The sequence below is a fragment of the Micromonospora sp. NPDC047465 genome (assembly GCF_040643125.1).
In the GTDB taxonomy this organism is placed as follows: Bacteria; Actinomycetota; Actinomycetes; order Mycobacteriales; family Micromonosporaceae; genus Micromonospora.
Window position 1 is genome coordinate 35,389 of the sequence record NZ_JBEYTP010000036.1, and the last position, 21,882, is coordinate 57,270.

Here is a 21,882-nt window from a genome sequence, read left to right on the forward strand (position 1 = left end):
GCCGCGGCGGTCCCGACCGGGGGACTAGCCTGGGTCGACGCCACAAGACTGCGTGACGGAGAGTGACAGGTCAGGCGGCGAGGGCGTGTCGGGCCGGGCCGCGGTGCGGGGCGATGGTCCTGCCGTCGGGGAGCAGTTCGCCGGTGTCCTCGAAAACGATGACACCGTTGCAGAGCAGGCTCCAGCCCTGCTCAGGGAAGCAGGCGAGGACGCGGGCGGCTTCCCGGTCGGTCGCTTCGGCGGAGGGGCAGGTGGGTTGGTGCTGGCACATCGGGATCTCCGGACTGTGGGGGCACTGTGTCATGGTTCACATGACCAGTGACGCACAGTACCAAGCGAAAGTGGACGGCATCGAGCAGGTATGCGCGTCATTTCCGGGAAATCCACTGAACGGATGAGGGAGGATGGGCCGGACGGCGTGGAAACGCTTTCACGGGCAGGGGTCGATGTGCCGGCGGCGCCGGTCGCCTGCCGCCGTACGCTCGTCGAGCGGGCCCGCTGGCAGTGGCGGCCCGCCGACGGCGGCGACCCGGCCGCGCTGGCGCAGGAGTTCCTGGCCGCGCACGGCCTGCCGCTGCACGACCTGGCCCGCCCCGCCGCCGGCCACGACCCCGCCGGCGCCTGCGGGGCCGCCCTCTACGTCTCCGCCGCCGCCGGCGCCGGCCTTGTTGGCGCGCCCTCCGGCGCCGCCAACCCAGCCCCCGCGCTGCCGGAGGTCGCCGTGGTCGTCTACGGCCACGGCCCGCCCGCCCCGCCGGCCGCCGCGGCGCCCGCCGCCGGCTGGTGGCTGGGCGACTGGGCGGAGAGCTGGACCCCGCGGCAGCACGCCGAGGCGGTGACCGCCGTGCGCGCCGCCATCGGCCGGGGCGACGTCTACCAGGTCAACCTCGTCGGGCACGCCGCCGCCCGGTACGCCGGCGACCCGCTGCCCGCCCTGGGCCGGCTCGCCGCGCTGCCGGGCGCCCGCTACGGCGGCACCCTCACCGGGGCGGGCTGGGCGATCGGCTGCGCGAGCCCGGAAACCCTGGTCGAGCTGACCGACGGGCGGCTGGTCACCCGACCGATCAAGGGCACCCGGCCCGCCACCGCCGTCGGCCGCGCCGAGCTGCTCGCCTCGGCCAAGGAACGCGCCGAGCACGTGATGATCGTCGACCTGGAGCGCAACGACCTGGCGCGGGTCGCCCGCACCGGCAGCGTGCGGGTCGACGAGCTGTTCGCCGTACGCCGCTGGTGCGACCTGTGGCAGGCCGAGTCGACGGTGTCGGCGGCGGTCGCCGACGGGCTCGGCCTGGCCGACCTGCTGCGCGCGGTCTGCCCGGGCGGCTCGGTCACCGGCGCCCCGAAGCTCGCCGCGCTGGACCGCGTCGCCGCCCTCGAACCGGTCGGGCGCGGCGCGAGCATGGGCGCCCTCGGCTGGGTCGCCCCCGGACGGATCGACCTGGGGTTGACCATCCGCACCGCCGCCGTCGACGCCGACCGCGTGCACGTCTGGGCGGGCGGGGGCATCACCTGGGGCAGCGACCCCGACGCCGAGGTCGCCGAGGCCGCAGCCAAGACCCGTCCCGTCCGCGCCGCGCTCGCCGGCCGCTGACCGCCGCCCGCCGACTGGCCCCGCGCCGGCCCGGAGGTCTCCTGACCTGACCGGCGGGGCGGGGTGTCAGCGGTGGTCGGCGAAGCCGTCCAGCGCCGCCACGACCCGCTCCGCCATGCCGTTCCCGCTGCCGTGCCCGGCGCGCTCCAGCAGCTCCAGGCGCGCGTCCGGCCAGGACTGGGCCAGCAGCCACGGGATGTCCGGCGGGCTGCTGATGTCGAGTCGGCCGTGCAGGAGCACGCCGGGAATGCCGGCCAGCCGCCCCGCCTCGCGCAGCACCTGCTCCTCCGGCAGGAAGCAGGCGTGCCGCCAGTAGTGGGTGACCAGCCGGACCATCGCCATCCGGAACACCGGGTCGGCGTAGCGGGGGTCGGGCCGGTGACCCGGGGCGGTGGCGACGTGGCTGTCCTCCCAGGCGCACCAGTCCCGGGCGGCCCGGTCCCGCACCGCCGGGTCCGGGTCGGCCAGCAGCCGGGCGTACGCGTCGGCCAGGTCGCCGTCGCGGTCGGCCGGCGGCACGCCGTCACGGAACCGGGCCCACTCGGCGGGGAACACCCGCCCCATGTCCCGGGTGATCCAGTCGATCTCCCGGCGGGTGCCGGCGGTGACGCTGAACAGCACCAGCTCGCTGACCCGCTCCGGGTGCCGCTGGGCGTACGCCAGACCGAGGCAGGAACCCCAGGACGCGCCCAGCACCAGCCAGCGGTCCACCCCGAGGTGCTCGCGCAGCCGTTCGACGTCGGCGATCAGGTGGTCGGTGGTGTTGGTGGACAGGTCCACGGTGGGGTCGGCGGCGTGCGGGAGGCTGCGTCCGCAGCCGCGCTGGTCGAACAGGGTCACCCGGTAGCGGGCCGGGTCGAAGAAGGTCCGCCAGCTGGGCCCGCAGCCGGAGCCCGGCCCGCCGTGCAGCACCACCGCGGGCTTGCCGTCGGGGTTGCCGCAGGTCTCCCAGTACACGAGCTGGTCGTCGCCGACGTCGAGCATCCCGTGCGCGTACGGCTCCGTCAGGGGGTACCGCTGGCTCATCGTCTGTCCTCCCTCGTCCAGATACAACAGCGCTGTTACATTAGCGGGGTGACTGACGGACCGGACCGGGAGGCCGTGGGGACGCTGCTGCGGCACGTCCTCGAGGTGCTCGACGCAGACGTGGCGGCGGTGTACGTCGAGCGGGGCCTGGCCGACTACCGGCCCCGGTTCTCGCCGCCGCTGCGGGTGCTGGTGGCCGACGGGCCGCTGCCCATCCGCGACCTGGCCCGCCGGGTGGGGGTCACCCACTCGGCGGCCAGCCAGACCGTGGCCCAGATGGCCCGCGCCGGCCTGGTGGAGCTGACCCCGGGCGCGGACGCCCGGCAGCGCATCGTGCACCTGACCGACCGGGCCCGCGAGCTGCTGCCGGTGATCGAGGCGGAGTGGGCGGCGACGACCGCCGCGATGCGGGAGTTGGACGCCGAGCTGCCCGTGCCGCTGGCCGACCTGCTGCACGAGGTCCTCGCCGCGATGCGCCGGCGGCCCATGCGCCAGCGCATCGCCGACGCGGGCCTGCCGCCGCCGGCCTGACAGCCGCCCCGGCGCGCCGCACGACGGGCACCCCCGGTCCGCCCGCTCGCCGCACGCCCGCGACGCCCCGCCGGCGGGGCACGCCGCCCGCCGGCATCGTCCGCGAGGCCCGCCGGCGGCGCCGACCGGGCGGTCAGTGCTGCCGCAGCAGTGCCGCCGCCCGCTCGGCGGCCACCGCCACGAGGTGGCGCAGCGCGTCGACGTCGACGTCCGGGCCGGGTGGCAGCAACGGCAGCGTCGGTGCTCCCGCCGGTCCCGGTGGCGGCGGCAGGGGCGGCGTCGGGCGGGCGTACGCCTCGACGGCCGCCGTCCCCGCCGCGTCGGGTGGCTCCGGCGCGACACGGGCCTGACCGGGTGACCCGGACGGCGGCGTCGACTCCGGCCGCGGCACGCTGCCGCCCGGGGCCGGCGCGGCGGCGAGCAGCTGCCGGGCGTCGCGGCCCCGGATCAGCAGTAGCAGGGCGGGGTCGGCGTCCAGCAGCCAGGACACCTGGTGGCACAGCGCGGCGGCGTGCCGGCACGGGTGGTCCCACTCCGGGCAGTCGCACTCCGGGGTGATCTCGCCCAGCGCGGGCAGCAGCCGCACCCCGGCGAGGTCCGCCAGGTCGCGGGGCAGCTGTCCCGCCAGCAGCGCCGCCTGGTGCCCGGCCCGGGCGGCCACCTCGCCGGCCAGCAGGTCCCAGTCGTCCTCGGTCAGCGGCGCGACGCGTACCCGGGTGGCGTACGCCTGCTCGGTGTCGCCGTCGTGCACGGCGGCGGCGAGCCGGCCGGGGCTGACGGTGATCGGGCCGACGTGCCCGGCGGCGGCCAGCCGGCGCCCGGCGCGCAGCGGCCCGGCGTCGAGGGCGTCGGCCTCCCACGCCCGGTTCCACGCCGCACCCCACCACGTGCGGGGGCGGCGGGCCCGGCCGGGCGGGAACGCGGTGAAGCCGCGCGGGCTCATCGGTCGCCGCCGAGGGCCACGAGTTCGGCCAGTTCGGTGTCGCTGAGCGCGGCCAGGGCCGCCGGTCCGGCGTCGAGGACGGCCTCGGCGAGTTCCCGCTTCCCGGCGAGCAGCGCGGCGATGCGGTCCTCGACGGTGCCCTCGGCGATGAGCCGGTGCACCTGCACGGGCCGGGTCTGCCCGATCCGGTACGCCCGGTCGGTGGCCTGGTCCTCCACGGCCGGGTTCCACCAGCGGTCGTAGTGCACGACGTGGTCGGCGCGGGTGAGGTTCAGGCCGGTGCCGGCGGCGCGCAGCGACAGCAGGAACACCGGGGCCTCGCCGGCGTCGAAGCGGCGGACCAGGTCGTCGCGGGTGGCGACGGGCAACCCGCCGTGCAGCAGCAGCGCGCCGACGCCCCGGTCGGTCAGGTGCCGGTGCAGCAGCCGGGCCATCGCCACGTACTGGGTGAACACGAGCACCGCGCCGCCGGCGGGCAGGATCGTGTCGAGCAGCTCGTCGAGCAGGTCGAGCTTGCCGGAGCGGCCGGCCAGCGGCGGCGCGGCCTGGCGCAGGTACTGGGCGGGGTGGTTGCAGATCTGCTTGAGCGCGGTGAGCAGCTTGACCACCAGCCCGTGCCGGGCGAAGCCGTCGGTGCCGGCGATCAGGTCGAGCAGTTCGGCGACGCACGCCTGGTAGAGGGCGGCCTGTTCGGCGGTGAGCGCGACGGGCTGGTCGGTTTCGGTCTTGCCGGGCAGCTCCGGGGCGATGCCGGGGTCGCTCTTGCGGCGGCGCAGCAGGAACGGCCCGACCAGCCGGGCCAGGTCCCGCCCGGCGTCGGGGTCGCGGTCGGTCTGCACCGGCTTGACCCAGCGGGCGCGGAACTCGGTGAGGGTGCCGAGCAGTCCGGGGGTGGTCCAGTCCAGGATCGCCCACAGGTCGGTGAGGTCGTTCTCCACGGGGGTGCCGGTCAGGGCGACCCGGGCGGCGGCGGGGATCGCGCGCAGCGCCGTCGCGGTCTCCGAGTGGGGGTTCTTCACGTGCTGGGCCTCGTCGGCGACGAGCAGCGGCCACCGCCGGGCGGCCAGCCGGGTCGCGTCGCGGCGCAGGGTGGCCCAGGTGGTGAGGACGAACCCGCCGTCGAGGTCGTCGAGGTGGCGGTCGGGGCCGTGGAAGCGGCGTACGGGGGTGTCGGGGGCGAAGCGCCGGATCTCCCGTTCCCAGTTGCCGAGCAGCGACGCGGGACACAGCACCAGGGTCGGGCCGGCGGTGGCGGGGTCGGCCTGCCGGTGCAGGTGCAGGGCGATGAGGGTGACGGTCTTGCCCAGCCCCATGTCGTCGGCGAGGCAGCCGCCGAGGCCGAGCGCGGTCAGCCGGGCCAGCCAGCGCAGCCCGTGCCGCTGGTAGTCGCGCAGGGTCGCGGCCAGCCCGGGCGGTGCGGGCACCGGGGGCGCGGTCGCGCCGTCGGCGAGCCGCCGCGCGGCGGCGGCCAGCCAGCCCTCGGTGGTCACGTCGACGCGTTCGCCGTCGACGTGTGTGGCGCCGGTCAGCGCGGCCCGTAGCGCGGGCATCGCGGCCAGCGTCGCGGCGTGCGGTTCGCGGGCGCGGCGGGCCAGCTCCGGGGGCACCAGCACCCACCGCTCGCGCAGCCGCACCACCGGCCGGTGCGCGTCGGCGAGCCGGGCCAGCTCGGCCGGGGTGAGCGGCGCGCCGTGCAGGCTCAGCCGCCAGTGCAGCGCCAGGTCGCCGGGCTCGGCGAGCAGCCCGGGCCCGGCGGCGCGGCGGGCCGGGGCGCGCAGCACGGCCGAGGCGGTGAGGTCGCGGTCGAGCCCCGCCGGCCAGTGCACGTCGATCCCGTCGCCGGCGAGGCGGGCGGCCGCGCCGCCGGCCAGGTCGACGACGTCGGCGTCGGTCAGCGCCAGCGCGTCGGGCACGGCCGTGTCCAGCAGCCCGGCCAGGGGCGGCCACACCCGCGCGGCGTGTCGCAGGGCCAGCAGCGCGGCGTCGCGGGCGCCGGGCGGGAACCCGGGGACCGTGGCGTGCCACAGCGCGGCGGCGTCGGTGAGCAGCCCCGGCGCGGCGGCGCGGTGCACCTGCGCCACGAGCCGCCACGGCTCGTCGGCGGTGTCGTCGTGTTCCAGGCGCAGCGACAGCCGTACCGCCGCATCGGCGTGGGCGGCGACCCGGGCGGCCCAGTGGCGCAGCCGCCCGACGGGTGTGGGTGTCGGCGCGGCCCACGCCCCGGTGGCGCCGTCGGCGCGGGGCAGGGTGTCGGCGACGGCGTCGAGGAAGTCACGGAGCAGCCGTGCCGGGTCGGGCAGCCAGGCGGGGGTGCGTCCGGGCACCGCCACCGCGCGCGCGGTGGCGGGCATCGCGGCGGCGAGCCGCGCCTGCCGGGCCTCGTCGTCGGCGGTGAGCGGCCCGACGCGCCAGGTGTCGTGCCCGGCGGGGGTCACCGCGGGCAGCAGCAGGCCGTGGGCGGCCAGGTGCAGGGCCTCCCGGGTGGCGGCGGCCCAGAACGCGGCCGCCGGGTCGGTGGCCGGCGCGGCGAGCAGCAGCGGTACGCCGGCCGCCAGCGACGTCCGCCGGGCGGACACCGGGGTGGGGTGGCCGTGCGGGGGCGCCGCCAGGGTCACCTGGGCGGGTTCGCCGATCCCGTCGGGCGGTGGGCCGCCGTCGGGCGACCAGACGAGCAGCGTCCCGGCGCGGGGCGGGTCGGCGGGGGTGAACGTGACGGCGTGGGAGCCGATCGTCACGGGCGTCCTTCCGGGTGCGGGTCGACGGTCAGGTTCTCGGCGCGGCGCAGGTCGTCGCGGACCTGACCGCGTTCGGCGGGGGCGAGGGGGCACCGCCGTGGCGGCGTGCAGGGCCTCGCGCGCCCGGTCGGCGTGGATCGGGGTGGTCCGTCCGGTCACCGGCTGAGCCTGCGGTAGCGGCGCACCGCGAGGGGCAGGAACACGGCGATCAGCAGCAGCGGCCAGGCGACGGCGAGGGCGACGGCGTGCTGCGCGGCGAAGGACTCGCCGCCCCAGCCGGGGTTGCCGAACAGCTCCCGGCAGGCCGCGACGGTCGCGGACAGCGGGTTCCACTGCGCGACCGCCGCCAGCGGGCCGGGCATGGTGTCGGGGGCGACGAACGCGTTGGAGGTGAACCCGACGGGCCAGACCAGGATCTGCAGCACCACGACCGACTCGGGTCGGCGCAGCACCAGCGCCAGGTGGATGCCGACCCAGATCAGGGCGAAGCGCAGCAGCAGGAGCAGCCCGACGGCGGCCAGGGCCGCGGTGGCGCCGGCGTGCCACTGCCAGCCGACGGCGAGGCCGCAGGCCAGCATGACGGCCAGGCCGGCGGCGGAGTGCAGCAGGTCGGCGGCGGCCCGGCCGGTGACCACCGCCGAGGGCGCCATCGGCAGGGACCGGAACCGGTCGGTGACGCCGCGGGCGGTGTCGGTGGCCACGGCCGCGTACGTCGACTCGATGCCGAAGGCCATCGTCATGGCGAACATGCCGGGCAGCAGGAACTCCCGGTAGTCGCCGCCGCCGGGCACGCTCATCGCGCCGCCGAAGAGGTAGCCGAACATCAGTACCAGCAGCACCGGGAACAACAGCCCGACGATCGCCTGCGCGGGTTGCCGGACCCAGTGCGCCAGCGCGCGGCCGGTGAGGGTGACGCCGTCGGCGACGGCCCAGCGCAGGCGGTGCGGCAGCGGGTGGACGGTCACGGTCACGCGGTCACCTTCTTTTCGGCGGGGGAGTCCTCGTCGGTGAGCTTCAGGAACACCTCGTCGAGGGTGGGGCGGCGCACCGCGATGTCGACGGCGGTCATGCCGGCGTCGTCGAGCGCCCGCAGCACGGCGGCCAGCGCGGCGACTCGCCCGGAGACGGGCACGCTGACCCGCAGGGCCGCCGGGTCGACGTGCGGCCTCGCCGCGACGGCGGCACCGACGGCCCGTGCCGCCCGGTCCAGTTCGTCGGCGCGGGACAGCACCACGTCGACCCGGTCGCCGCCGAGCGCGGCCTTCAGCTCGTCGGGGGTGCCGTCGGCGATCACCCGGCCGGCGTCGACGACCCGGACGCTGTCGGCGAGCTGGTCGGCCTCCTCCAGGTACTGGGTGGTCAGCAGCACGGTGGTGCCGTCGGCGACGAGGCCCCGCACGGCGTCCCACACCTGCGCCCGGGCGCGCGGGTCGAGGCCGGTGGTGGGCTCGTCGAGGAACAGCACCGGCGGGTCGAGGACCAGGCTGGCCGCGAGGTCGAGGCGGCGGCGCATCCCGCCGGAGTACGTGCCGGCGGGCCGGTCGGCGGCGTCGGTCAGGTCGAAGCGGGCGAGCAGTTCGGCGGCCCGGACGCGGGCCCGCGCGCCACCGAGGTGGTGCAGCCGGCCGAAGAGCACCAGGTTCTGCCGGCCGCTGAGCACCTCGTCGACGGCGGCGTGCTGACCGACCAGCCCGATGCGGGCGCGCACCCGGTCGGGGTGTCGGCGCACGTCGGCGCCGGCCACCCGGGCGGTGCCGGCGTCGGGCCGCAGCAGGGTGGTCAGCACCCGCACCGCGGTGGTCTTGCCCGCGCCGTTGCGCCCGAGCAGGCCGCAGACCGTGCCGGCGGGCACCGTCAGGTCGAGGCCGGCGAGGGCCTCGGTGTCGCCGTAGCGCTTGCGTAGTCCCTCGGCCTCGATGGCCGGTCCGTCCCGGTGCATCCGTGCCCCCGTCCGCTCGTTCCGTACGGCGTACCGTACATCATACGGTACGGCGCACGGTAGAGTTCCGGGGCATGACGACCGAGTACAGCGGCACCGGCGACCCCGCGCGCAGCCTCGCCCTGCTCTGGCGCACCCGCGAACGCGCCAGCCGCAAGGGCCGGCCCGACCTGTCCGTGGACCGGATCGTCCGCGCCGCCATCGAGGTCGCCGACGCCGACGGGCTGGCCGCCCTGTCCATGCGCCGGGTCGCCGAACGCCTCGGCGTCGGCACCATGAGCCTCTACACGTACGTCCCCGGCAAGGGCGAACTGCTCGACGTCATGCTCGACACCGTCTACGGCGAGACCGCCCGCCCCGACGACGTGCCCGGCGGCTGGCGCGGCCGCCTCGCACACATCGCCCGCGAGACCTGGGCGCTCTACCTGCGTCACCCCTGGCTGCTGCAGGTCGCCACCACCCGCCCCCCGCTCGGCCCCAACGTCATCGCCCGCTACGAGTACGAGCTGCGCGCCGTCGACGGCATCGGCCTGACCGACCTGGAGATGGACGCCGTCGTCACCCTCGTCTCCGGGTACGTCCACGGGGCCGTGCGCAGCGCCGTGGAGGCCGCCCAGGCCGCCGCGCACACCGGCATGACCGAGGAACAGTGGTGGCAGGCCCACGCCCCCTACCTGGAGAAGGCCCTCGACCCGCGCCGCTACCCCCTCGCGGCGCGGGTCGGCAGCGCCGCCGGTCAGGAGTACCAGGCCGCCGGCGACCCCGCCCGCGCGTTCGAGTTCGGCCTGGCCCGCATCCTCGACGGCGTCGAGGTGCTCGTGGCCGCCCGCCCGGGCGCCGACACCGCCGGCGACGACAGATAACCTTGCCGACATGACGATGCGGCCCATCAGGATCATCGGCGACCCCGTGCTGCGCACCCCGAGCGAGCCGGTGACCAGCTTCGACGCCGAACTACGCGCCCTGGTCACCGACCTGATGGACACCCTGCTCGGCGCTCCTGGCCGCGCCGGCGTCGCCGCACCCCAGATCGGCGTCAACGCGCAGGTCTTCGTCTACGACGCCGACGGCCACCGCGGCCACCTGGTCAACCCGACGCTGGAGCTGTCAGAGGAGTTGCAGGACGACGACGAGGGCTGCCTGTCCGTCCCCGGGCTCTACTTCCCGACCCCCCGGGCGATGCACGCCACCGCCCACGGCTTCGACCAGCACGGCGAGCCGCTGACGATCTCCGGTAGTGGATTCCTCGCCCGGGCCCTGCAGCACGAGACCGACCACCTGGCCGGCCGCCTGTACGTCGACACGCTGCGCGGGGACACCCGCCGCCGGGCACTGCGCGAGATGCGCGCCGGCCGCTTCGACTCGCCCAGCCGCCGCGGCTGAACCCGTTCAGGCGTGGCGACCCACCGTGCCTGAACGGCGTACGCGCCTGCGACCCGGCGCGGCTCAGACGCGTACGCGAACGGCCGCCGGACCCCGACGGGGCCCGGCGGCCGGGACGTCACCCGCGGGGCACGACCCCGCGCGCGGCGGTCGTCACTTCGGCGGGGGAGCCACCAGGCACACCGCCGGCGACGAGGCGTTGCCCGCGTCGTCCACGCCGACGATCAGCGCGTCGCCGCGCAACGTCACCTTGTAGTCGATGTCGCCGGTGCCGTCCTTCACCCGCGACTGCGCACCCGGCGCCTGCACCAGCTTGATCTTCGTACCGGCCGGGAACGGCCCGAACCGCACGCTCGGGTCCGCCGCGTCACCGATGAACACCTGCACGGCCGTGTCCACCACGTCCGTCGACGTCAGCTCGTAGAACCCGTCCGGGTTGTACGAGCCGGGGATGGTGCCGCCGCTCGGGTTGTTCGTCGGCACGCACGCCGTCGCCGGCGGGGTGGTGTCCACCACCCGCATCACGGCGGTGTCGCTGCCGGTGTTGCCGGCCGCGTCGGTGGCCGTGCACGTCACCGTCGTCGCGCCCAGCGGGAACGTCGAGCCGGGCGGCGGCACGCAGGTCGGGGTCAGCGGACCGTCGACGTTGTCGGTCGCCGTCGCCGGGTAGTCGATCACCGCGCCGGCCGGGCTGGTCGCCTCCACCGTCCGGTCGTCGACGACCACGGTCGGCGGGGTGACGTCGTTGACCCGCACGCGGATCTGCTGCGTGAACGCCGGCCCGCCGGACAGGCCGTTGAGCAGGAAGTCCACCGTGCAGGTCAGCTCGGCGCCCTGCGCGGCGTCCGCCGCCACCGTGATCGTCTCGGCGAACGGCACGTCGGTGCCCGACTGCTGCGTCCGCGACGCCGCGTCGAAGCCCACCGACAGGCCCGCGTCGCACGACGTCACCGTCGGGGTGACCGTGACGTCCAGGTCCCGCAGGCCCGCCAGGATCGCGGCGGTCACCGTGTCGGGGGAGCTGCCCACCAGCTGCCCGCCGGTGGCCGACACCACCGCCGTGGCCTGCCCGGTCGCGTCCAGGCCGCCACCGCCGCCGCTGACGTTCACCGCCAGCAGCCGCGCCTCGTCGGCCTGCAACGCCGCCGTCGCCTGCGCCAGGGTGCGCCCGTTGCTCGGGTCGTGGCTCGGCGCGTCACCCACCAGCACCACGATCCGGCTGCTGCCCGACCGGTAGCCGATCGCCCCCTCGGACACCTCGACCAGCGCGTTCACCCACGCCTCCGGGGTGTCCCCGCCGCCGCCGGCGGCCAGCGCGTTCACCGCGTTCTGCAGGGCCGTCGCGTCGTCGGTCAGGTCCTGCCGCACCCGGAACAGCTCCGCGCCGTCCCCGGTGTCCCGGTAGGAGGCCACCGCGAACTGCGCCGACGGCTGCGCCGCGCGCACGTCGGTGATGACCTGCTGCAGGTTGGTCCGTACGTTGGCGATCGCCCCGCCCATGCTGCCGGTCGTGTCGACCAGCAGCACCACGTCGGGCTTCGGCGGGATCGGCGGGGTGGACACCACCTTGCTGACGCCGATCGACGTGCCGGGGTCGGCGTCGCGGTCCACGAGGGCCGGGTTCACCCCGGGCGCCGCCGCGGCGGGTGTCGCCAGCGCGGTCACCACCGCCGTGACGCCGGCGAGCAGGCTCACCGTCCGTGTTCGCCGCCAGGGCACTGCTGCTGTTGCCATGCGTCGCTCCTTCAGCTCCGCCGCGCGTCGCACGCGCGACCTCTGCCGGGAGACGCTAGGGCCGTCACGGGTCCCCGCCGGTCCGACACCAGCAGCGTCCAGCGTCGGGTTCCCGACCCCCCTGGACGACCGAACATGCAGGTGAAAGGCTTCTCACGTCGGCCCTCGGCCGGTCGTTCGGGCCGCGGCGCCGGACGGTCGCACCGCCGCGCCGGCCGGCGCGGGCGCCGGGCCGCGCGGCCGGGGATCGCCGGACGACCGGCCGTCACCGCCCGCGTGCGGTCAACGCGTACTCGCCGTAGTCGGCGACGCGGGTGAAGCCCAGGCGCTCGTAGAGCCGCACGGCCGGCCCGTTGTCCGCCTTCACGTTGAGCGTGACGTGCGTGACGGTGGTCAGCAGCCGCCCGCACAGCGCGGCCACCGCCGCCGCGGCCAGCCCGCGCCCCCGGGCCCGGGGATGGGTGGTCACGTTGCCCAGCGCCGCCACCCGGTACGCCGGCGAGAACACGTGCACCCCGGCGACGGCCACCACCTCGCCGCCCTCGCGGATGCCCACGTACTGGCCGGTGTCCAGCATCCGCGGGTCGAACCAGTTGCCCGGGTAGGCGTCCGCGTACAGCCGGTGCAGCGCCGGCAGGTCCGCGGCGTCCAGCACCACCCCGGCGGGCGGGGTCGCGGCCAGCCGGGCCGGGTCGGTCAGCGCCATCTTGTGGTGCGGGCCGGCCGGCTCCATCCGGTACGCCCCGGCCAGCGCCGGCTCCAGGCCGGGGGACAGGTGCGCCCACAGCCGGGCCGGCAGCACCGGCGCCAGCTCCCGCAGCAGCGCCGCCAGCTCCGCGACCCGCGGCGGCGCCGCGAACGCCAACAGGGTGGGCGGGTCGGCCCCGTGGTACAGCAACGCCACCTCCTCGCCCCGGCGGAACCAGGAGGTGTACGGCCAGAAGAAGTCGTCCAGGTCGCCCAGCTGGTAGGCGTGCAGCACCGGGTCGCGTCCCAGCAGCCCGGCGAGGACGGCCCGGTCGTGTTCGGCGCGTACCGGCATCCGCTGATGATCACACATCCGCTCGGGCGGCCCCGTGGCCGGTCCCGTGGGCGCGGTGGCGCGGGTCAGCAGCCCGTGGACGGCGCGGCGGGGAGGTTCTCGTCCGCCCAGCGGGCCAGCGCGTCGAGGGCCGGCACCAGCGCGGCGCCCCGCTCGGTCAGCTCGTAGCTCACCCCCAGCGGCGGGCCCTGCCGCACCGTCCGGCTGACCAGCCCGACCCGGACCAGCTCGCCCAGCCGGTCGGACAGGACGGACTCGCTGATCCCGGGCAGGGCGCGACCCAGCTCGGCGAACCCGGCCGGGCCGTCGGCGAGGGTGCCCAGGAGCATGCCGTTCCACCGTTTGCCGAGGAACGCGAAGGCCCGGGTGATGCCCCCGTGGCACGCCCGGCGCGCGCCGTCGACCTCCCGCTCGACCGTCATGGTCCCAGGATACGGCGGGGACCGACAGAACCAGGGACTACTAAAAAGCTAGCTGCTACTGTCGTCGTAGCCAACTAGTCCGTTGCATGGAGATGCCCCCGATGACCGACGTCTTTTCGCCCCTGATCACCCTGGACCCCGAGGCCCAGGCACAGCTGTTCACCGACGCCCGGACCGCCAACGCCTTCACCGACGAACCCGTCACCGACGAGCAGCTCCAGGCGATCTTCGAACTCGCCAAGTTCCCGCCCACCGCCGTCAACGCCCAGCCCCTGCGCATCCTCTTCGTCGGCCCGGGCGAGGCCCGCACGCGCCTGGTCGCCCACATGAGCGAGGGCAACCAGGCCAAGACCAGCACCGCGCCCATGGTCGCCGTGCTCGCCGCCGACACCGACTTCCACGAGTTCATCCCGCAGGTGTTCCCGATCCGGCCGCAGCTGCGCGACGACCTCGCCGGCAACCCCGAGTCCCGCGAGCAGATGGCCCGCTTCAACGCCACCCTGCAGATCGGCTACTTCCTGCTCGCCGTCCGCGCCGCCGGCCTCGCCGCCGGCCCCATGGGCGGATTCGACGCCGCCGGCGTCGACCGGGAATTCTTCACCGACTCCACCTGGAAGAGCCTGCTCGTGGTCAACATCGGCCGGCCCGCCGAGAACGCCTGGTTCCCGCGCCTGCCCCGCCTCGGCTACACCGACGTCGTCCGGCACGCCTGACACCACCCACCGGCGCCGAGGCCGGCCGTAGCGCCCGGGGAAGCGGCCAGTCCGCGGAAACCGGCACCGGGGCCGGCCTCGCACCCGGGGAAGCGGTCAGGTCGACGCCACCCACTGGTCGTAGCCGAGCTTGCCCACCAGCGCCAGCACCACCACCAACAACACGATCCGCACGAAGCCGGAGCCGCGCCGCAGCGCCATCCGCGCCCCGAGCGCGGCTCCGGCGATGTTGCACACCGCCATCGCCGCACCCAGCAGCCACCACACGTGCCCGGTCGCCGCGAACACCACCAACGCCCCCAGGTTCGTGCCCGCGTTCACGATCTTCGCCATCGCCGAACCGTGCACGAAGTCCGCACCCACCAACGCGGTGAACGCCAACACCAGGAACGTCCCCGTGCCCGGCCCGATCAACCCGTCGTACAGGGCGATCCCCACACCCGCCACCGCGACCACCGTGGCCACCCGCCACCGCGTCCGCCGCTCCGGCTGCGCCACCACCCCCAACCGGGGCCGCAGCACCACGAACACCGCCACCGACACCAGCACCGCCAACACCACCGGCCGGTACGCCGACGCCGGCACCGCCCCCGCCAGAGCCGCACCCAACCCGGCGCAACACACCGCCAACCCCGCCGACGGCCCCGCCACCGCCCAATCGATCTTCGTACGCCGCGCGTACGTCACCGCCGCCGTCGTCGTACCCGCGATCGCCGCCAGCTTGTTCGTCCCCAACGCCGACGCCACCGGCATCCCCGGCGCCGCCACCAACAACGCCGGCAACAGCAACAGCCCCCCACCCCCCACCACGGCATCGACCCAACCGGCCATGGCGGCCGCAGCGAGCAGGGTGGTCAGCGACAGGGGGTCCACGGGCCGCCATTCTTCCCACCGCCGACCGCCCCACGAGACCCCTTGTGGCCAGCCTCACCAGCAGCCACGGCACAAAGAGCCCGAGCCCCGGCCGTGACGGGCAAGGCTCAGGCCAGCATGTTCTCGATGAGGTCGGCGGCGCGCGGGGTGCCGCCCTCGGCCTGCGCGCCGACGCGTAGCAGTGCCGAACGGCGGGCGACCTGCGCGTCGGTGACCAGGTCGTTCAGGGCCGCCCGTAGAGCCTCGGCGGTGGCCTCGGGGGTGTCGATACGGCGCGCCACGCCCAGTTCCACGAGCCGGTCGGCGTTCATGCGGCCGGAGCAGCACCACCCGCGGCTGCTCAGGCATCGGATGGAGGACCGTCGGGTCGGCAGGCACAGGCACGGACTCCCATCGGTTACGGGTCCGTGTCCGCTCCATGATCGCGGCACCACGCCGTCCCAGGACATCGATTTGCGCCGCGGCGTCACGCCGCAACTCGGCCCATCCGCCAGAAACTCGACCGGCACCCCGGACCCACCGGCCCGCACCACCGTCACCGACCCCGCCGCCGACGCAACCACACACCCACCGCACCCAACGCCACGAACAGCACCACCGAACACCACAGCACCTTCAACACCCGGCAACACTCCCACGGCCACGTAGGGTGCAAACGTGCGCCTGGCCACCTTCAACCTGCTGCACGGCCGGTCCCTCACCGACGGCCTCGTCGACCCCGACCGGCTCACCGCCGCCGTCACCGCCCTCGACGCCGACGTCCTCGCCCTGCAGGAAGTCGACCGCGACCAGAGCCGCAGCGGCAAACTCGACCTCACCGCCATCGCCGCCCGCGCCCTCGGCGCCGACGAACACCGCTTCGCCGCCGCCGTCGTCGGCACCCCCGGCGAACAGTTCCGCCCCCTGCGCCACGACGACGACGGACACGGCGAACCCTGCTACGGCGTCGGCCTCGTCACCCGCCACCGCGTCCGCAGCTGGCAGGTCACCCGCCTGCGCCCCGCCCCCGTACGCTCACCCGTCTACGTCCCCGGACCCGGCGGCGGACTCACCCTCCTGCACGACGAACCCCGCGTCGTCCTCGCCGCCGTCCTCGACACCCCACACGGCCCCCTCACCGTCGCCGCCACCCACCTGTCCTTCGTCCCCGGCTGGAACGCCCACCAACTCCGCCAGACCATCCGCGCCCTACGCACCCTGCCCGCGCCCCGCATCCTCCTCGGCGACCTGAACCTCCCCGCCGGCCCCGCCCGACTCCTCACCGGCTGGCGCCCCCTGGGCCGCCGCCCCACCTACCCCGCCGGGCAACCCCGCGTGCAACTCGACCACATCCTCGCCGACCGCCACGCCATCGACCGGCTCCCGCCCGTCACCGCCGTACACACCCCCCTGTCCGCCATCTCCGACCACCGCCCCCTCCTGGTCGACCTCGGCTGACCACCTGTGGCAAGCTGAACCCGACGCGACTGGCGGCCAGGGGATGGCAACAACCATCGGGGAGCTCCACGAGCAGAGGTCGACCGCCTGGGCCTCCGCTGACAGAGGAGCACCATGCCCACCGCCCGACTCCTGCCCGGCGCCCCCGTCGCCGAGCGCATCCTCACCGACGTCGCCGCCGGCGTCACCGCCCTACGCGCCGCCGGCATCACCCCCAGCCTCGCCACCATCCTCGTCGGCGACGACGACGCCAGCGCCGGCTACATCCGCATCAAACAGCGCCAGGCCGCCGAACTCGGCTTCGACTCACCCCACGTCCACCTGCCCGCCACCGCCACCCAGGCCGACCTGCACCGCGCCATCGCCGACTTCAACACCGCACCCGACGTCCACGGCCTGCTCATCCAACACCCCATCCCCGGCCACCTCGACTACGACCGGGCCCTGCAGACCATGGACCCCGACCTCGACGTCGACGGCATGCACCCGCTCAACATGGGACGACTCGCCCTCGGCCTGCCCGGCCCGCTGCCCTGCACCCCCGCCGGCATCGAAGCCCTGCTCGCCTTCCACGACATCCCCGTCGCCGGCCGCGACGTCGTCATCCTCGGCCGCGGCGCCACCCTCGGCCGCCCCCTCGCCCTGCTGCTCACCCAGAAACGCCCCACCGCCAACGCCGCCGTCACCGTCGTCCACACCGGCGTCCCCGACTGGGCCACCCACACCCGCCGCGCCGACATCCTCATCGCCGCCGCCGGCGTCCCCGGCATCATCCAGCCCGAACACGTCCGCCCCGGCGCCACCGTCATCGGCGGCGGCGTCCGCTACGAAGGACGCCGCCTACTGCCCGACGTCGACGAGACCTGCGCCGACGTCGCCGGCGCCATCACCCCCCGCGTCGGGGGAGTAGGCCCCACCACCGTCGCCATGCTCTTCCGTAACGCCCTCGACGCCGCCCGCCGCGCCACCGGCCACCTCTGACACCGTCCGACCCGGCGGCGAACGCCCTCGCCGCCGGGCCCGACACGACGGACCCCGGGTGGACCGGCCGCCGTGACCCCGGTCCACCCCGACCACCCTCGGGCCGCACCCGGCGCCGGCACCCCGGTTCCCGGATCAGAGCGCCGGGGGAGCGGGAACTCGTCCCGCTCCACGCAGGCCCCGCACACCAGCTCGGTGACCCCGCCGACCCCCGCTCCGCCCCGCACTGAGCCTGCTCGCCACCACCGAGGGCGGCGACCAACCCCGCCCCGGCCAGGACGACCGACACCGCAGCGCCACCCGCTGACCCGCCGCGAGGCGCTCACCGGCCCACGATCTGCTCCACCGTCGCCCACCACCCCGGCAGGAACGCCAACACCTCGTCCGCCCGCCGCCGCCGATCCGCCGCCGACGACACCCCCAGATCCGCCACCGCCGCCTCGAACGCCGGCGCCAACTCCACCCCCCGCTCCGGCGCGTCCACCGCCAGCACCGCATGACACCGCGCGTACGTCGCCACGATCCAGAACATCGCCTCCCGGTGCCGCCCTGCCGCCACCAACGCCGCACTGCCGTCCACCGCCACCACCCGCGCCGCCGGCGTGATGTCCGCACTGAAGAAGAACCGCGTCCGCGCCACCTCCGCCGCCACGTCGAACGTGCGCGCCAACCCCGCCAGATGCCCCGCCACGCGGCCCGCCGACACCCCACCACCGTCCAACAGGTTCAGCATTGCCCCATACCGGTCCACCAGGCCGTACGCCGCCAACACCTCCCGCGCCACCACGTACCGCCGCCGCACCGTCGGCTCCACCAACCCCGCCACCAGCGGCAACACCGCCGTCAACGACGTCGGGAACAACCACCCCGTCACCTGCTCGTGCAACGCCCCCGAGTCGCCCACGCCCCGCAACCCGGCCTCGATCCGCGCCCGCACCCCCGCACACCGCCGCCGCGCCCACACCGCGTCGGCGAACCCCGCCGACACCCGCGCCCGCAACCACGCCAGCCGCCCCGTCGGATCCAACAGCACCCCGTCGCCCCGGAAACACCCCGCGAACACGAACGAGCCCAACACGTCCTCCGGCGACCCCAGGTCCTCCCACGTCACGAACGTGACCTCCAGCAGCACCCCACCCCAGCGGAACTTCCCCAATTTCTCCGCCGGCTCCGACCGCACCACCAGCACGTCCACGTCCGACCACGGCGGCACCACCTCGCCCGCCGCCATCCCCAGCACCGACCCGCTGAGCACCGCGCCCTCCACACCCGGCTCCCGCGCCGCGTACGCCCGCACCCACGCCGCCGCCACCGCGCGCGCCGCACCCGCCCTCACAACCCCGCCCCCCGCTCCGCCGGGGCCAGCGCCGCCAACGCCCGGTTGGTACGGTTGGACCGCACCGCCTCCCGCTGCTGCCCGGCCGTCACCTCGATGTAGGTCTGCGACGACGCCAGCGACGCGTGCCCCAGCAGCCGCATGATCTCCGCCGCGCTCGCCCCGTCCTCCGCCAACCGCGTCGCGAACGTGTGCCGCAACGCGTGCAACCGCGCCCCGCGCGGCACCCGGTCGGTGATGCCGGCCCGCCGGTAGCAGGACTCCACCAGATACTGCAGTCCGCCCCGGCGCAGCGGCTCACCCCGGCGGTCCACCAGCAGCGGCGCGTCCGGCCGCACCGTCCGCGACCCGAACCGGCGGGCGCGGCTGTCCAGGTAGTCCACCAGCACCCGGTCCAGCTCCGGCTCCACCGGCACCACGCGTGGACGCCCGCCCTTGCCGGCGACGTCGACGCGCCGCTCACCCGGGCGACCCGCCAGCGAACCCACCCGCAACGCCAGCAGCTCCGACAGCCGCAGCCCCGCGCACAGCGCCAACGCCAGCACCGCCACGTCCCGCTCCGGCCACGGGTCGCGCTGCCGGCCCTCCTGCCGCGCCACCGAGGCCAGCAGTTGCTCCGGGGTGTCCGCCCCGCGCAGGGGCTTGGGCTGGGGGAGCGGCGCCCGGGGCCGCCCGACCGCCGGCATCGGGTTGCCGGCGACGATGCCGTCGGCGACCAGGAAGGAGAAGAAGCTGTTCCAGGTGGACCAGGCCCGGTGCACCGAGGCGGCCGCCCGGGGAGTGGCGAAGCGGGCGAAGGCCGCCCGCATGACCCGGGGAGTGAGGGCGGTGAGCGGCAACTCGTCGAGGGGGAGGGGAGGGGTGGTCTCCTCGGCCGCCAGCGCGGCGACGGTGCGCAGGTCCCGCCGGTACGCCTCGAGGGTGTGGGGGGAGGGCTTGCGGGTGGCGCGGGCGGTCAGGAACTCCTCGATCAGCCGCATTACCGATTCGTCCTTTTTGTCATGCATAAGCACTATTATGCATGAATTTCGTGTTCGCCGGCAACGGCGGGAAGAAGGGGAGAGCGTGCAACGATACGTGCTCACCGGCGCGCCCGGGGCGGGGAAGACGACACTCGCCGACGCGCTACGACGTCGCGGGTGGAGCGTCGTCGTCGAGGCGGCCACCGACGTCATCGCCGCGGGGCAGGCGCGCGGCGATGACGAACCATGGCGCGCAGCGGGTTTCGTCGACGCCGTGGCGCGGCTGCAGCGCGAACGGCGGGAGGCAGCCGGGACCCGGGGGCCGGTGCAGGTCCACGACAGGTCTCCGCTGTGCACCCTGGCGCTCGCCCGGTACCTGGGCCGCCCCGTCGGGCCGACGCTCGCCGCCGAGGTGGAGCGGGTGCTCCGGGAGGGGGCCTACCAGCGTCCGGTGTTCCTCGTCGAGCCGCTCGGCTTCGTGACCCGCACCGCCGCCCGCCGGATCGACTACGCCGAGTCGCTGGCGTTCGCCCGCGTCCACGAGCAGGTCTACCGGGGGCACGGCCACGAACTCATCGCCGTCCCGCCCGCCCCGGTGGCGGAACGGGTCGCGCTGGTGGAGGCGCACCTGCGGCGGCTCGTCGGTCTCCCGCCGGGCCCCGGGTGACCGGAGGGCCGGGGTCTCCGCACGCCACGCTCGCCACGCCGATCGATGGGAGGGGGTGGATTATGCAGGTGGATACCTGCATAATCGGCGGGGTGAGCGCAGAGGCGGGAGAGATGGACCCGGTCTTCAAGGCACTGGCCGACCCCACCCGACGGCTCCTGCTCGACCGCCTGCGGGAACACAACGGGCAGACGCTGCGGGAGCTCTGCGAGCGCCTCGACATGGCGCGCCAGTCGGCGACCCAGCACCTCGACGTCCTCGTCCGGGCCAATCTCGTCACCGTCGTACGGCGCGGACGCGAGCGGCTGCACTACCTGAACCCGACGCCGATCCACGAGATCGAGGAGCGCTGGATCTCGGGCTTCGAAAGGCGCCGCCTGCAAACCATCAGTGCCATCAAAAACCAGGCAGAGGAGCACGCCATGACCGACGCACCCACGGCCCCGCCGACCTACGTCTACGTCACGTACATCCGCGCCAGCGCCGAACAGGTGTGGCAGGCCCTGACGGACGCGGACCTGACGGCCGCCTACTGGGGACACGCCAACGTCTCCGACTGGCAGCCGGGGTCCACCTGGGAGCACCGGCGCGTCGACGGGTCAGGCGACGTCGACGTCGTCGGGCGAGTCGTCGAGGCCCAGGCGCCGACGCGCCTGGTGATCACCTTCGCGGCGCCCGGCGACGAACCGCCCGGGGGCTCGTCGGTCGTCACGTTCCTCGTCGAACCGCACCATGACATCGTCCGCCTCACCGTGACCCACGAGAACCTCACCGACCAGGCGATGCACACCGGGATCTCGCAGGGGTGGCCCGCCGTGCTCGCGAACCTCAAGTCGCTGCTCGAAACCGGAGAGGTCCTTTCCCCGGCACCCTGGGAGATGTCCCCGACGAACGCCTGAGACCGCCCCCGCCGCCACGCCACCCTCGCCACCCGTTGCCGAAGGAGACCCTCGTGACCGCATCACCCCCGACCCCGCTCGCCGACAGTGTCGCGCTGTTCCAGCGGTCCGCCGACTACGCGCTCGGCGCCCTGTCGGCCGTCGGCGACGCCGACCTCGACCGGCCGACCCCGTGCGCCGGCTGGGACCTGCGGACGTTGGTGCTGCATCTCGCCGACGCCGCCGACGCCCTCACCGACTTCGCCGCCACGGGAGAGCTGGTCCTTCCGGCGTCACCGCGAGCGGGCGAGGCCGACCCCGTGGCCGTCGCGCGGGAGCGCACCCAGCGCCTGCTCGACGCCGTGCGTACGGCGGTGCACGACGACGCGCACCCCGCCCGGGCCGCGTGGGCGGGCGGTGCCGCGCGCGGCGGCGCGATCGAGTTCGCGGCGCACGGGTGGGACATCGCCACCGCCTGCGGCGCGGACCGCGAGATGCCCGCCGGGCTGGCCACCGAGCTTCTCGCGTTGTCCGCGTCACTGGTCGGAGAGCAGGCCCGCCAGTCCCGGTTCGGCCCGCCCGTGCCGGTCCCGTCCGGTGCGGCTCCGGGCGACCGCCTCGTCGCCTTCCTCGGCCGGCAGCCCGCCGCGCGTCCGTGAGGTCGCCCCTGGTGCCATGAGGCGGGCGGG

23 protein-coding genes and 1 riboswitch are annotated in these 21,882 nt (G+C 75.6%); of the genes, 10 read left to right on the top strand and 13 right to left on the bottom strand.

From position 1 onward, the window contains the following. Positions 1 to 70: 70 nt before the first annotated feature. Complete coding sequence (locus ABZ793_RS26440; protein WP_357461907.1) at positions 71 to 271, bottom strand: DUF5999 family protein; 201 nt, start codon at positions 269 to 271, stop codon at positions 71 to 73. A gap of 123 nt (positions 272 to 394) precedes the next feature. On the opposite strand from ABZ793_RS26440, the gene ABZ793_RS26445 reads away from it, so the two are divergent. Further along, positions 395 to 1,591 carry a chorismate-binding protein gene (locus ABZ793_RS26445; RefSeq protein ID WP_357461908.1) on the top strand — a complete coding sequence of 399 codons (1,197 nt, stop codon included), beginning with the start codon at positions 395 to 397 and terminating at the stop codon, positions 1,589 to 1,591. 66 nt (positions 1,592 to 1,657) lie between these two features. On the opposite strand, the gene pip is transcribed toward ABZ793_RS26445, so the two are convergent. Next, positions 1,658 to 2,617 (bottom strand): prolyl aminopeptidase, encoded by a 960-nt coding sequence (pip, locus tag ABZ793_RS26450; protein WP_357461909.1) that lies wholly within the window; start codon positions 2,615 to 2,617, stop codon positions 1,658 to 1,660. Between the two features lie 48 nt (positions 2,618 to 2,665). On the opposite strand from pip, the gene ABZ793_RS26455 reads away from it, so the two are divergent. Next, positions 2,666 to 3,148 (top strand): MarR family transcriptional regulator, encoded by a 483-nt coding sequence (locus ABZ793_RS26455; protein ID WP_357461910.1) that lies wholly within the window; start codon positions 2,666 to 2,668, stop codon positions 3,146 to 3,148. A gap of 133 nt (positions 3,149 to 3,281) precedes the next feature. Here the strand turns inward: ABZ793_RS26455 and ABZ793_RS26460 are convergent, their stop codons facing one another. From ABZ793_RS26460 to ABZ793_RS26475, 4 genes are all read right to left on the bottom strand, one after another. Next, positions 3,282 to 4,091 (bottom strand): SWIM zinc finger family protein, encoded by an 810-nt coding sequence (locus ABZ793_RS26460; protein WP_357461911.1) that lies wholly within the window; start codon positions 4,089 to 4,091, stop codon positions 3,282 to 3,284. Beyond that, positions 4,088 to 6,826: a DEAD/DEAH box helicase gene (locus ABZ793_RS26465; protein WP_357461912.1), complete on the bottom strand. Its 2,739-nt coding sequence runs from the start codon at positions 6,824 to 6,826 to the stop codon at positions 4,088 to 4,090. The genes ABZ793_RS26460 and ABZ793_RS26465 overlap by 4 nt, the downstream gene beginning before the upstream one ends. 155 nt (positions 6,827 to 6,981) lie before the next feature. Then, a complete protein-coding gene (locus ABZ793_RS26470) occupies positions 6,982 to 7,791 on the bottom strand; it encodes an ABC transporter permease (protein WP_357461942.1) in 810 nt (269 codons plus the stop codon). A 2-nt stretch (positions 7,792 to 7,793) separates the two neighbouring features. Then, positions 7,794 to 8,765, bottom strand: a complete 972-nt coding sequence (locus ABZ793_RS26475; protein WP_357461913.1) for an ATP-binding cassette domain-containing protein — start codon at positions 8,763 to 8,765, stop codon at positions 7,794 to 7,796. A 74-nt stretch (positions 8,766 to 8,839) separates the two neighbouring features. Between ABZ793_RS26475 and ABZ793_RS26480 the strand changes: the two genes are divergently transcribed. Both ABZ793_RS26480 and def read left to right on the top strand, forming a co-directional pair. Further along, complete coding sequence (locus ABZ793_RS26480; RefSeq protein WP_357461914.1) at positions 8,840 to 9,628, top strand: TetR/AcrR family transcriptional regulator; 789 nt, start codon at positions 8,840 to 8,842, stop codon at positions 9,626 to 9,628. Positions 9,629 to 9,638: 10 nt separating this feature from the next. After that, positions 9,639 to 10,148, top strand: coding sequence for a peptide deformylase (gene def / locus ABZ793_RS26485; protein ID WP_350705633.1), 510 nt, complete (start codon positions 9,639 to 9,641; stop codon positions 10,146 to 10,148). A gap of 153 nt (positions 10,149 to 10,301) precedes the next feature. Here the strand turns inward: def and ABZ793_RS26490 are convergent, their stop codons facing one another. From ABZ793_RS26490 to ABZ793_RS26500, 3 genes are all read right to left on the bottom strand, one after another. Next, a complete protein-coding gene (locus ABZ793_RS26490; RefSeq protein WP_357461915.1) occupies positions 10,302 to 11,882 on the bottom strand; it encodes a VWA domain-containing protein in 1,581 nt (526 codons plus the stop codon). Between the two features lie 265 nt (positions 11,883 to 12,147). Further along, a complete protein-coding gene (locus ABZ793_RS26495) occupies positions 12,148 to 12,924 on the bottom strand; it encodes a GNAT family N-acetyltransferase (RefSeq protein WP_357461916.1) in 777 nt (258 codons plus the stop codon). A gap of 65 nt (positions 12,925 to 12,989) precedes the next feature. Next, entirely contained in the window at positions 12,990 to 13,346 is a 357-nt protein-coding gene (locus ABZ793_RS26500) for a helix-turn-helix domain-containing protein (RefSeq protein WP_350705627.1), read from the bottom strand. A gap of 101 nt (positions 13,347 to 13,447) precedes the next feature. On the opposite strand from ABZ793_RS26500, the gene ABZ793_RS26505 reads away from it, so the two are divergent. Beyond that, complete coding sequence (locus ABZ793_RS26505; RefSeq protein WP_357461917.1) at positions 13,448 to 14,059, top strand: malonic semialdehyde reductase; 612 nt, start codon at positions 13,448 to 13,450, stop codon at positions 14,057 to 14,059. A gap of 96 nt (positions 14,060 to 14,155) precedes the next feature. Here ABZ793_RS26505 and ABZ793_RS26510 read toward each other — a convergent pair whose 3' ends face one another. Together ABZ793_RS26510 and ABZ793_RS26515 are read right to left on the bottom strand one after the other, a co-directional pair. Then, positions 14,156 to 14,932, bottom strand: a complete 777-nt coding sequence (locus tag ABZ793_RS26510) for a TSUP family transporter (RefSeq protein WP_357461918.1) — start codon at positions 14,930 to 14,932, stop codon at positions 14,156 to 14,158. 107 nt (positions 14,933 to 15,039) lie between these two features. Next, complete coding sequence (locus tag ABZ793_RS26515; protein ID WP_357461919.1) at positions 15,040 to 15,243, bottom strand: hypothetical protein; 204 nt, start codon at positions 15,241 to 15,243, stop codon at positions 15,040 to 15,042. Between the two features lie 346 nt (positions 15,244 to 15,589). Here ABZ793_RS26515 and ABZ793_RS26520 point away from each other — a divergent pair, with 346 nt between their 5' ends. Next, positions 15,590 to 16,369, top strand: a complete 780-nt coding sequence (locus tag ABZ793_RS26520; protein ID WP_357461920.1) for an endonuclease/exonuclease/phosphatase family protein — start codon at positions 15,590 to 15,592, stop codon at positions 16,367 to 16,369. A 15-nt stretch (positions 16,370 to 16,384) separates the two neighbouring features. After that, a riboswitch (ZMP/ZTP riboswitch) is annotated at positions 16,385 to 16,469 on the top strand. Between the two features lie 14 nt (positions 16,470 to 16,483). After that, complete coding sequence (locus ABZ793_RS26525) at positions 16,484 to 17,350, top strand: tetrahydrofolate dehydrogenase/cyclohydrolase catalytic domain-containing protein (protein ID WP_357461921.1); 867 nt, start codon at positions 16,484 to 16,486, stop codon at positions 17,348 to 17,350. Positions 17,351 to 17,672: 322 nt separating this feature from the next. Here the strand turns inward: ABZ793_RS26525 and ABZ793_RS26530 are convergent, their stop codons facing one another. After that, positions 17,673 to 18,686, bottom strand: a complete 1,014-nt coding sequence (locus tag ABZ793_RS26530; protein WP_357461922.1) for a hypothetical protein — start codon at positions 18,684 to 18,686, stop codon at positions 17,673 to 17,675. Then, positions 18,683 to 19,693, bottom strand: coding sequence for a tyrosine-type recombinase/integrase (locus ABZ793_RS26535; RefSeq protein ID WP_357461923.1), 1,011 nt, complete (start codon positions 19,691 to 19,693; stop codon positions 18,683 to 18,685). The genes ABZ793_RS26530 and ABZ793_RS26535 overlap by 4 nt, the downstream gene beginning before the upstream one ends. A 58-nt stretch (positions 19,694 to 19,751) precedes the next feature. Between ABZ793_RS26535 and ABZ793_RS26540 the strand changes: the two genes are divergently transcribed. The 3 genes from ABZ793_RS26540 to ABZ793_RS26550 all read left to right on the top strand — a co-directional run bounded on the left by ABZ793_RS26540 (position 19,752) and on the right by ABZ793_RS26550 (position 21,852). Next, the gene (locus tag ABZ793_RS26540) at positions 19,752 to 20,315 is read left to right on the top strand and encodes an AAA family ATPase (RefSeq protein ID WP_357461924.1); all 564 of its coding nucleotides are present in this window, start codon (positions 19,752 to 19,754) and stop codon (positions 20,313 to 20,315) included. A 92-nt stretch (positions 20,316 to 20,407) separates the two neighbouring features. Continuing rightward, positions 20,408 to 21,214 (top strand): metalloregulator ArsR/SmtB family transcription factor, encoded by an 807-nt coding sequence (locus ABZ793_RS26545; protein WP_357461925.1) that lies wholly within the window; start codon positions 20,408 to 20,410, stop codon positions 21,212 to 21,214. Between the two features lie 53 nt (positions 21,215 to 21,267). Continuing rightward, positions 21,268 to 21,852: a TIGR03086 family metal-binding protein gene (locus ABZ793_RS26550; protein WP_357461926.1), complete on the top strand. Its 585-nt coding sequence runs from the start codon at positions 21,268 to 21,270 to the stop codon at positions 21,850 to 21,852. The last annotated feature ends 30 nt before the right edge of the window (positions 21,853 to 21,882 follow it).

Bases quoted from the DNA above. Each gene is read 5' to 3' on its own strand.
- ABZ793_RS26490 (WP_357461915.1), bottom strand. From the start codon at position 11,882: ATGGCAACAGCAGCAGTGCCCTGGCGGCGAACACGGACGGTGAGCCTG.
- ABZ793_RS26475 (WP_357461913.1), bottom strand. From the start codon at position 8,765: ATGCACCGGGACGGACCGGCCATCGAGGCCGAGGGACTACGCAAGCGC.
- ABZ793_RS26445 (WP_357461908.1), top strand. From the start codon at position 395: ATGAGGGAGGATGGGCCGGACGGCGTGGAAACGCTTTCACGGGCAGGG.
- ABZ793_RS26500 (WP_350705627.1), bottom strand. From the start codon at position 13,346: ATGACGGTCGAGCGGGAGGTCGACGGCGCGCGCCGGGCGTGCCACGGG.
- ABZ793_RS26460 (WP_357461911.1), bottom strand. From the start codon at position 4,091: ATGAGCCCGCGCGGCTTCACCGCGTTCCCGCCCGGCCGGGCCCGCCGC.
- ABZ793_RS26480 (WP_357461914.1), top strand. From the start codon at position 8,840: ATGACGACCGAGTACAGCGGCACCGGCGACCCCGCGCGCAGCCTCGCC.
- ABZ793_RS26505 (WP_357461917.1), top strand. From the start codon at position 13,448: ATGACCGACGTCTTTTCGCCCCTGATCACCCTGGACCCCGAGGCCCAG.
- ABZ793_RS26525 (WP_357461921.1), top strand. From the start codon at position 16,484: ATGCCCACCGCCCGACTCCTGCCCGGCGCCCCCGTCGCCGAGCGCATC.
- ABZ793_RS26515 (WP_357461919.1), bottom strand. From the start codon at position 15,243: ATGAACGCCGACCGGCTCGTGGAACTGGGCGTGGCGCGCCGTATCGAC.
- pip (WP_357461909.1), bottom strand. From the start codon at position 2,617: ATGAGCCAGCGGTACCCCCTGACGGAGCCGTACGCGCACGGGATGCTC.
- ABZ793_RS26535 (WP_357461923.1), bottom strand. From the start codon at position 19,693: ATGCATGACAAAAAGGACGAATCGGTAATGCGGCTGATCGAGGAGTTC.
- ABZ793_RS26440 (WP_357461907.1), bottom strand. From the start codon at position 271: ATGTGCCAGCACCAACCCACCTGCCCCTCCGCCGAAGCGACCGACCGG.
- def (WP_350705633.1), top strand. From the start codon at position 9,639: ATGACGATGCGGCCCATCAGGATCATCGGCGACCCCGTGCTGCGCACC.
- ABZ793_RS26495 (WP_357461916.1), bottom strand. From the start codon at position 12,924: ATGCCGGTACGCGCCGAACACGACCGGGCCGTCCTCGCCGGGCTGCTG.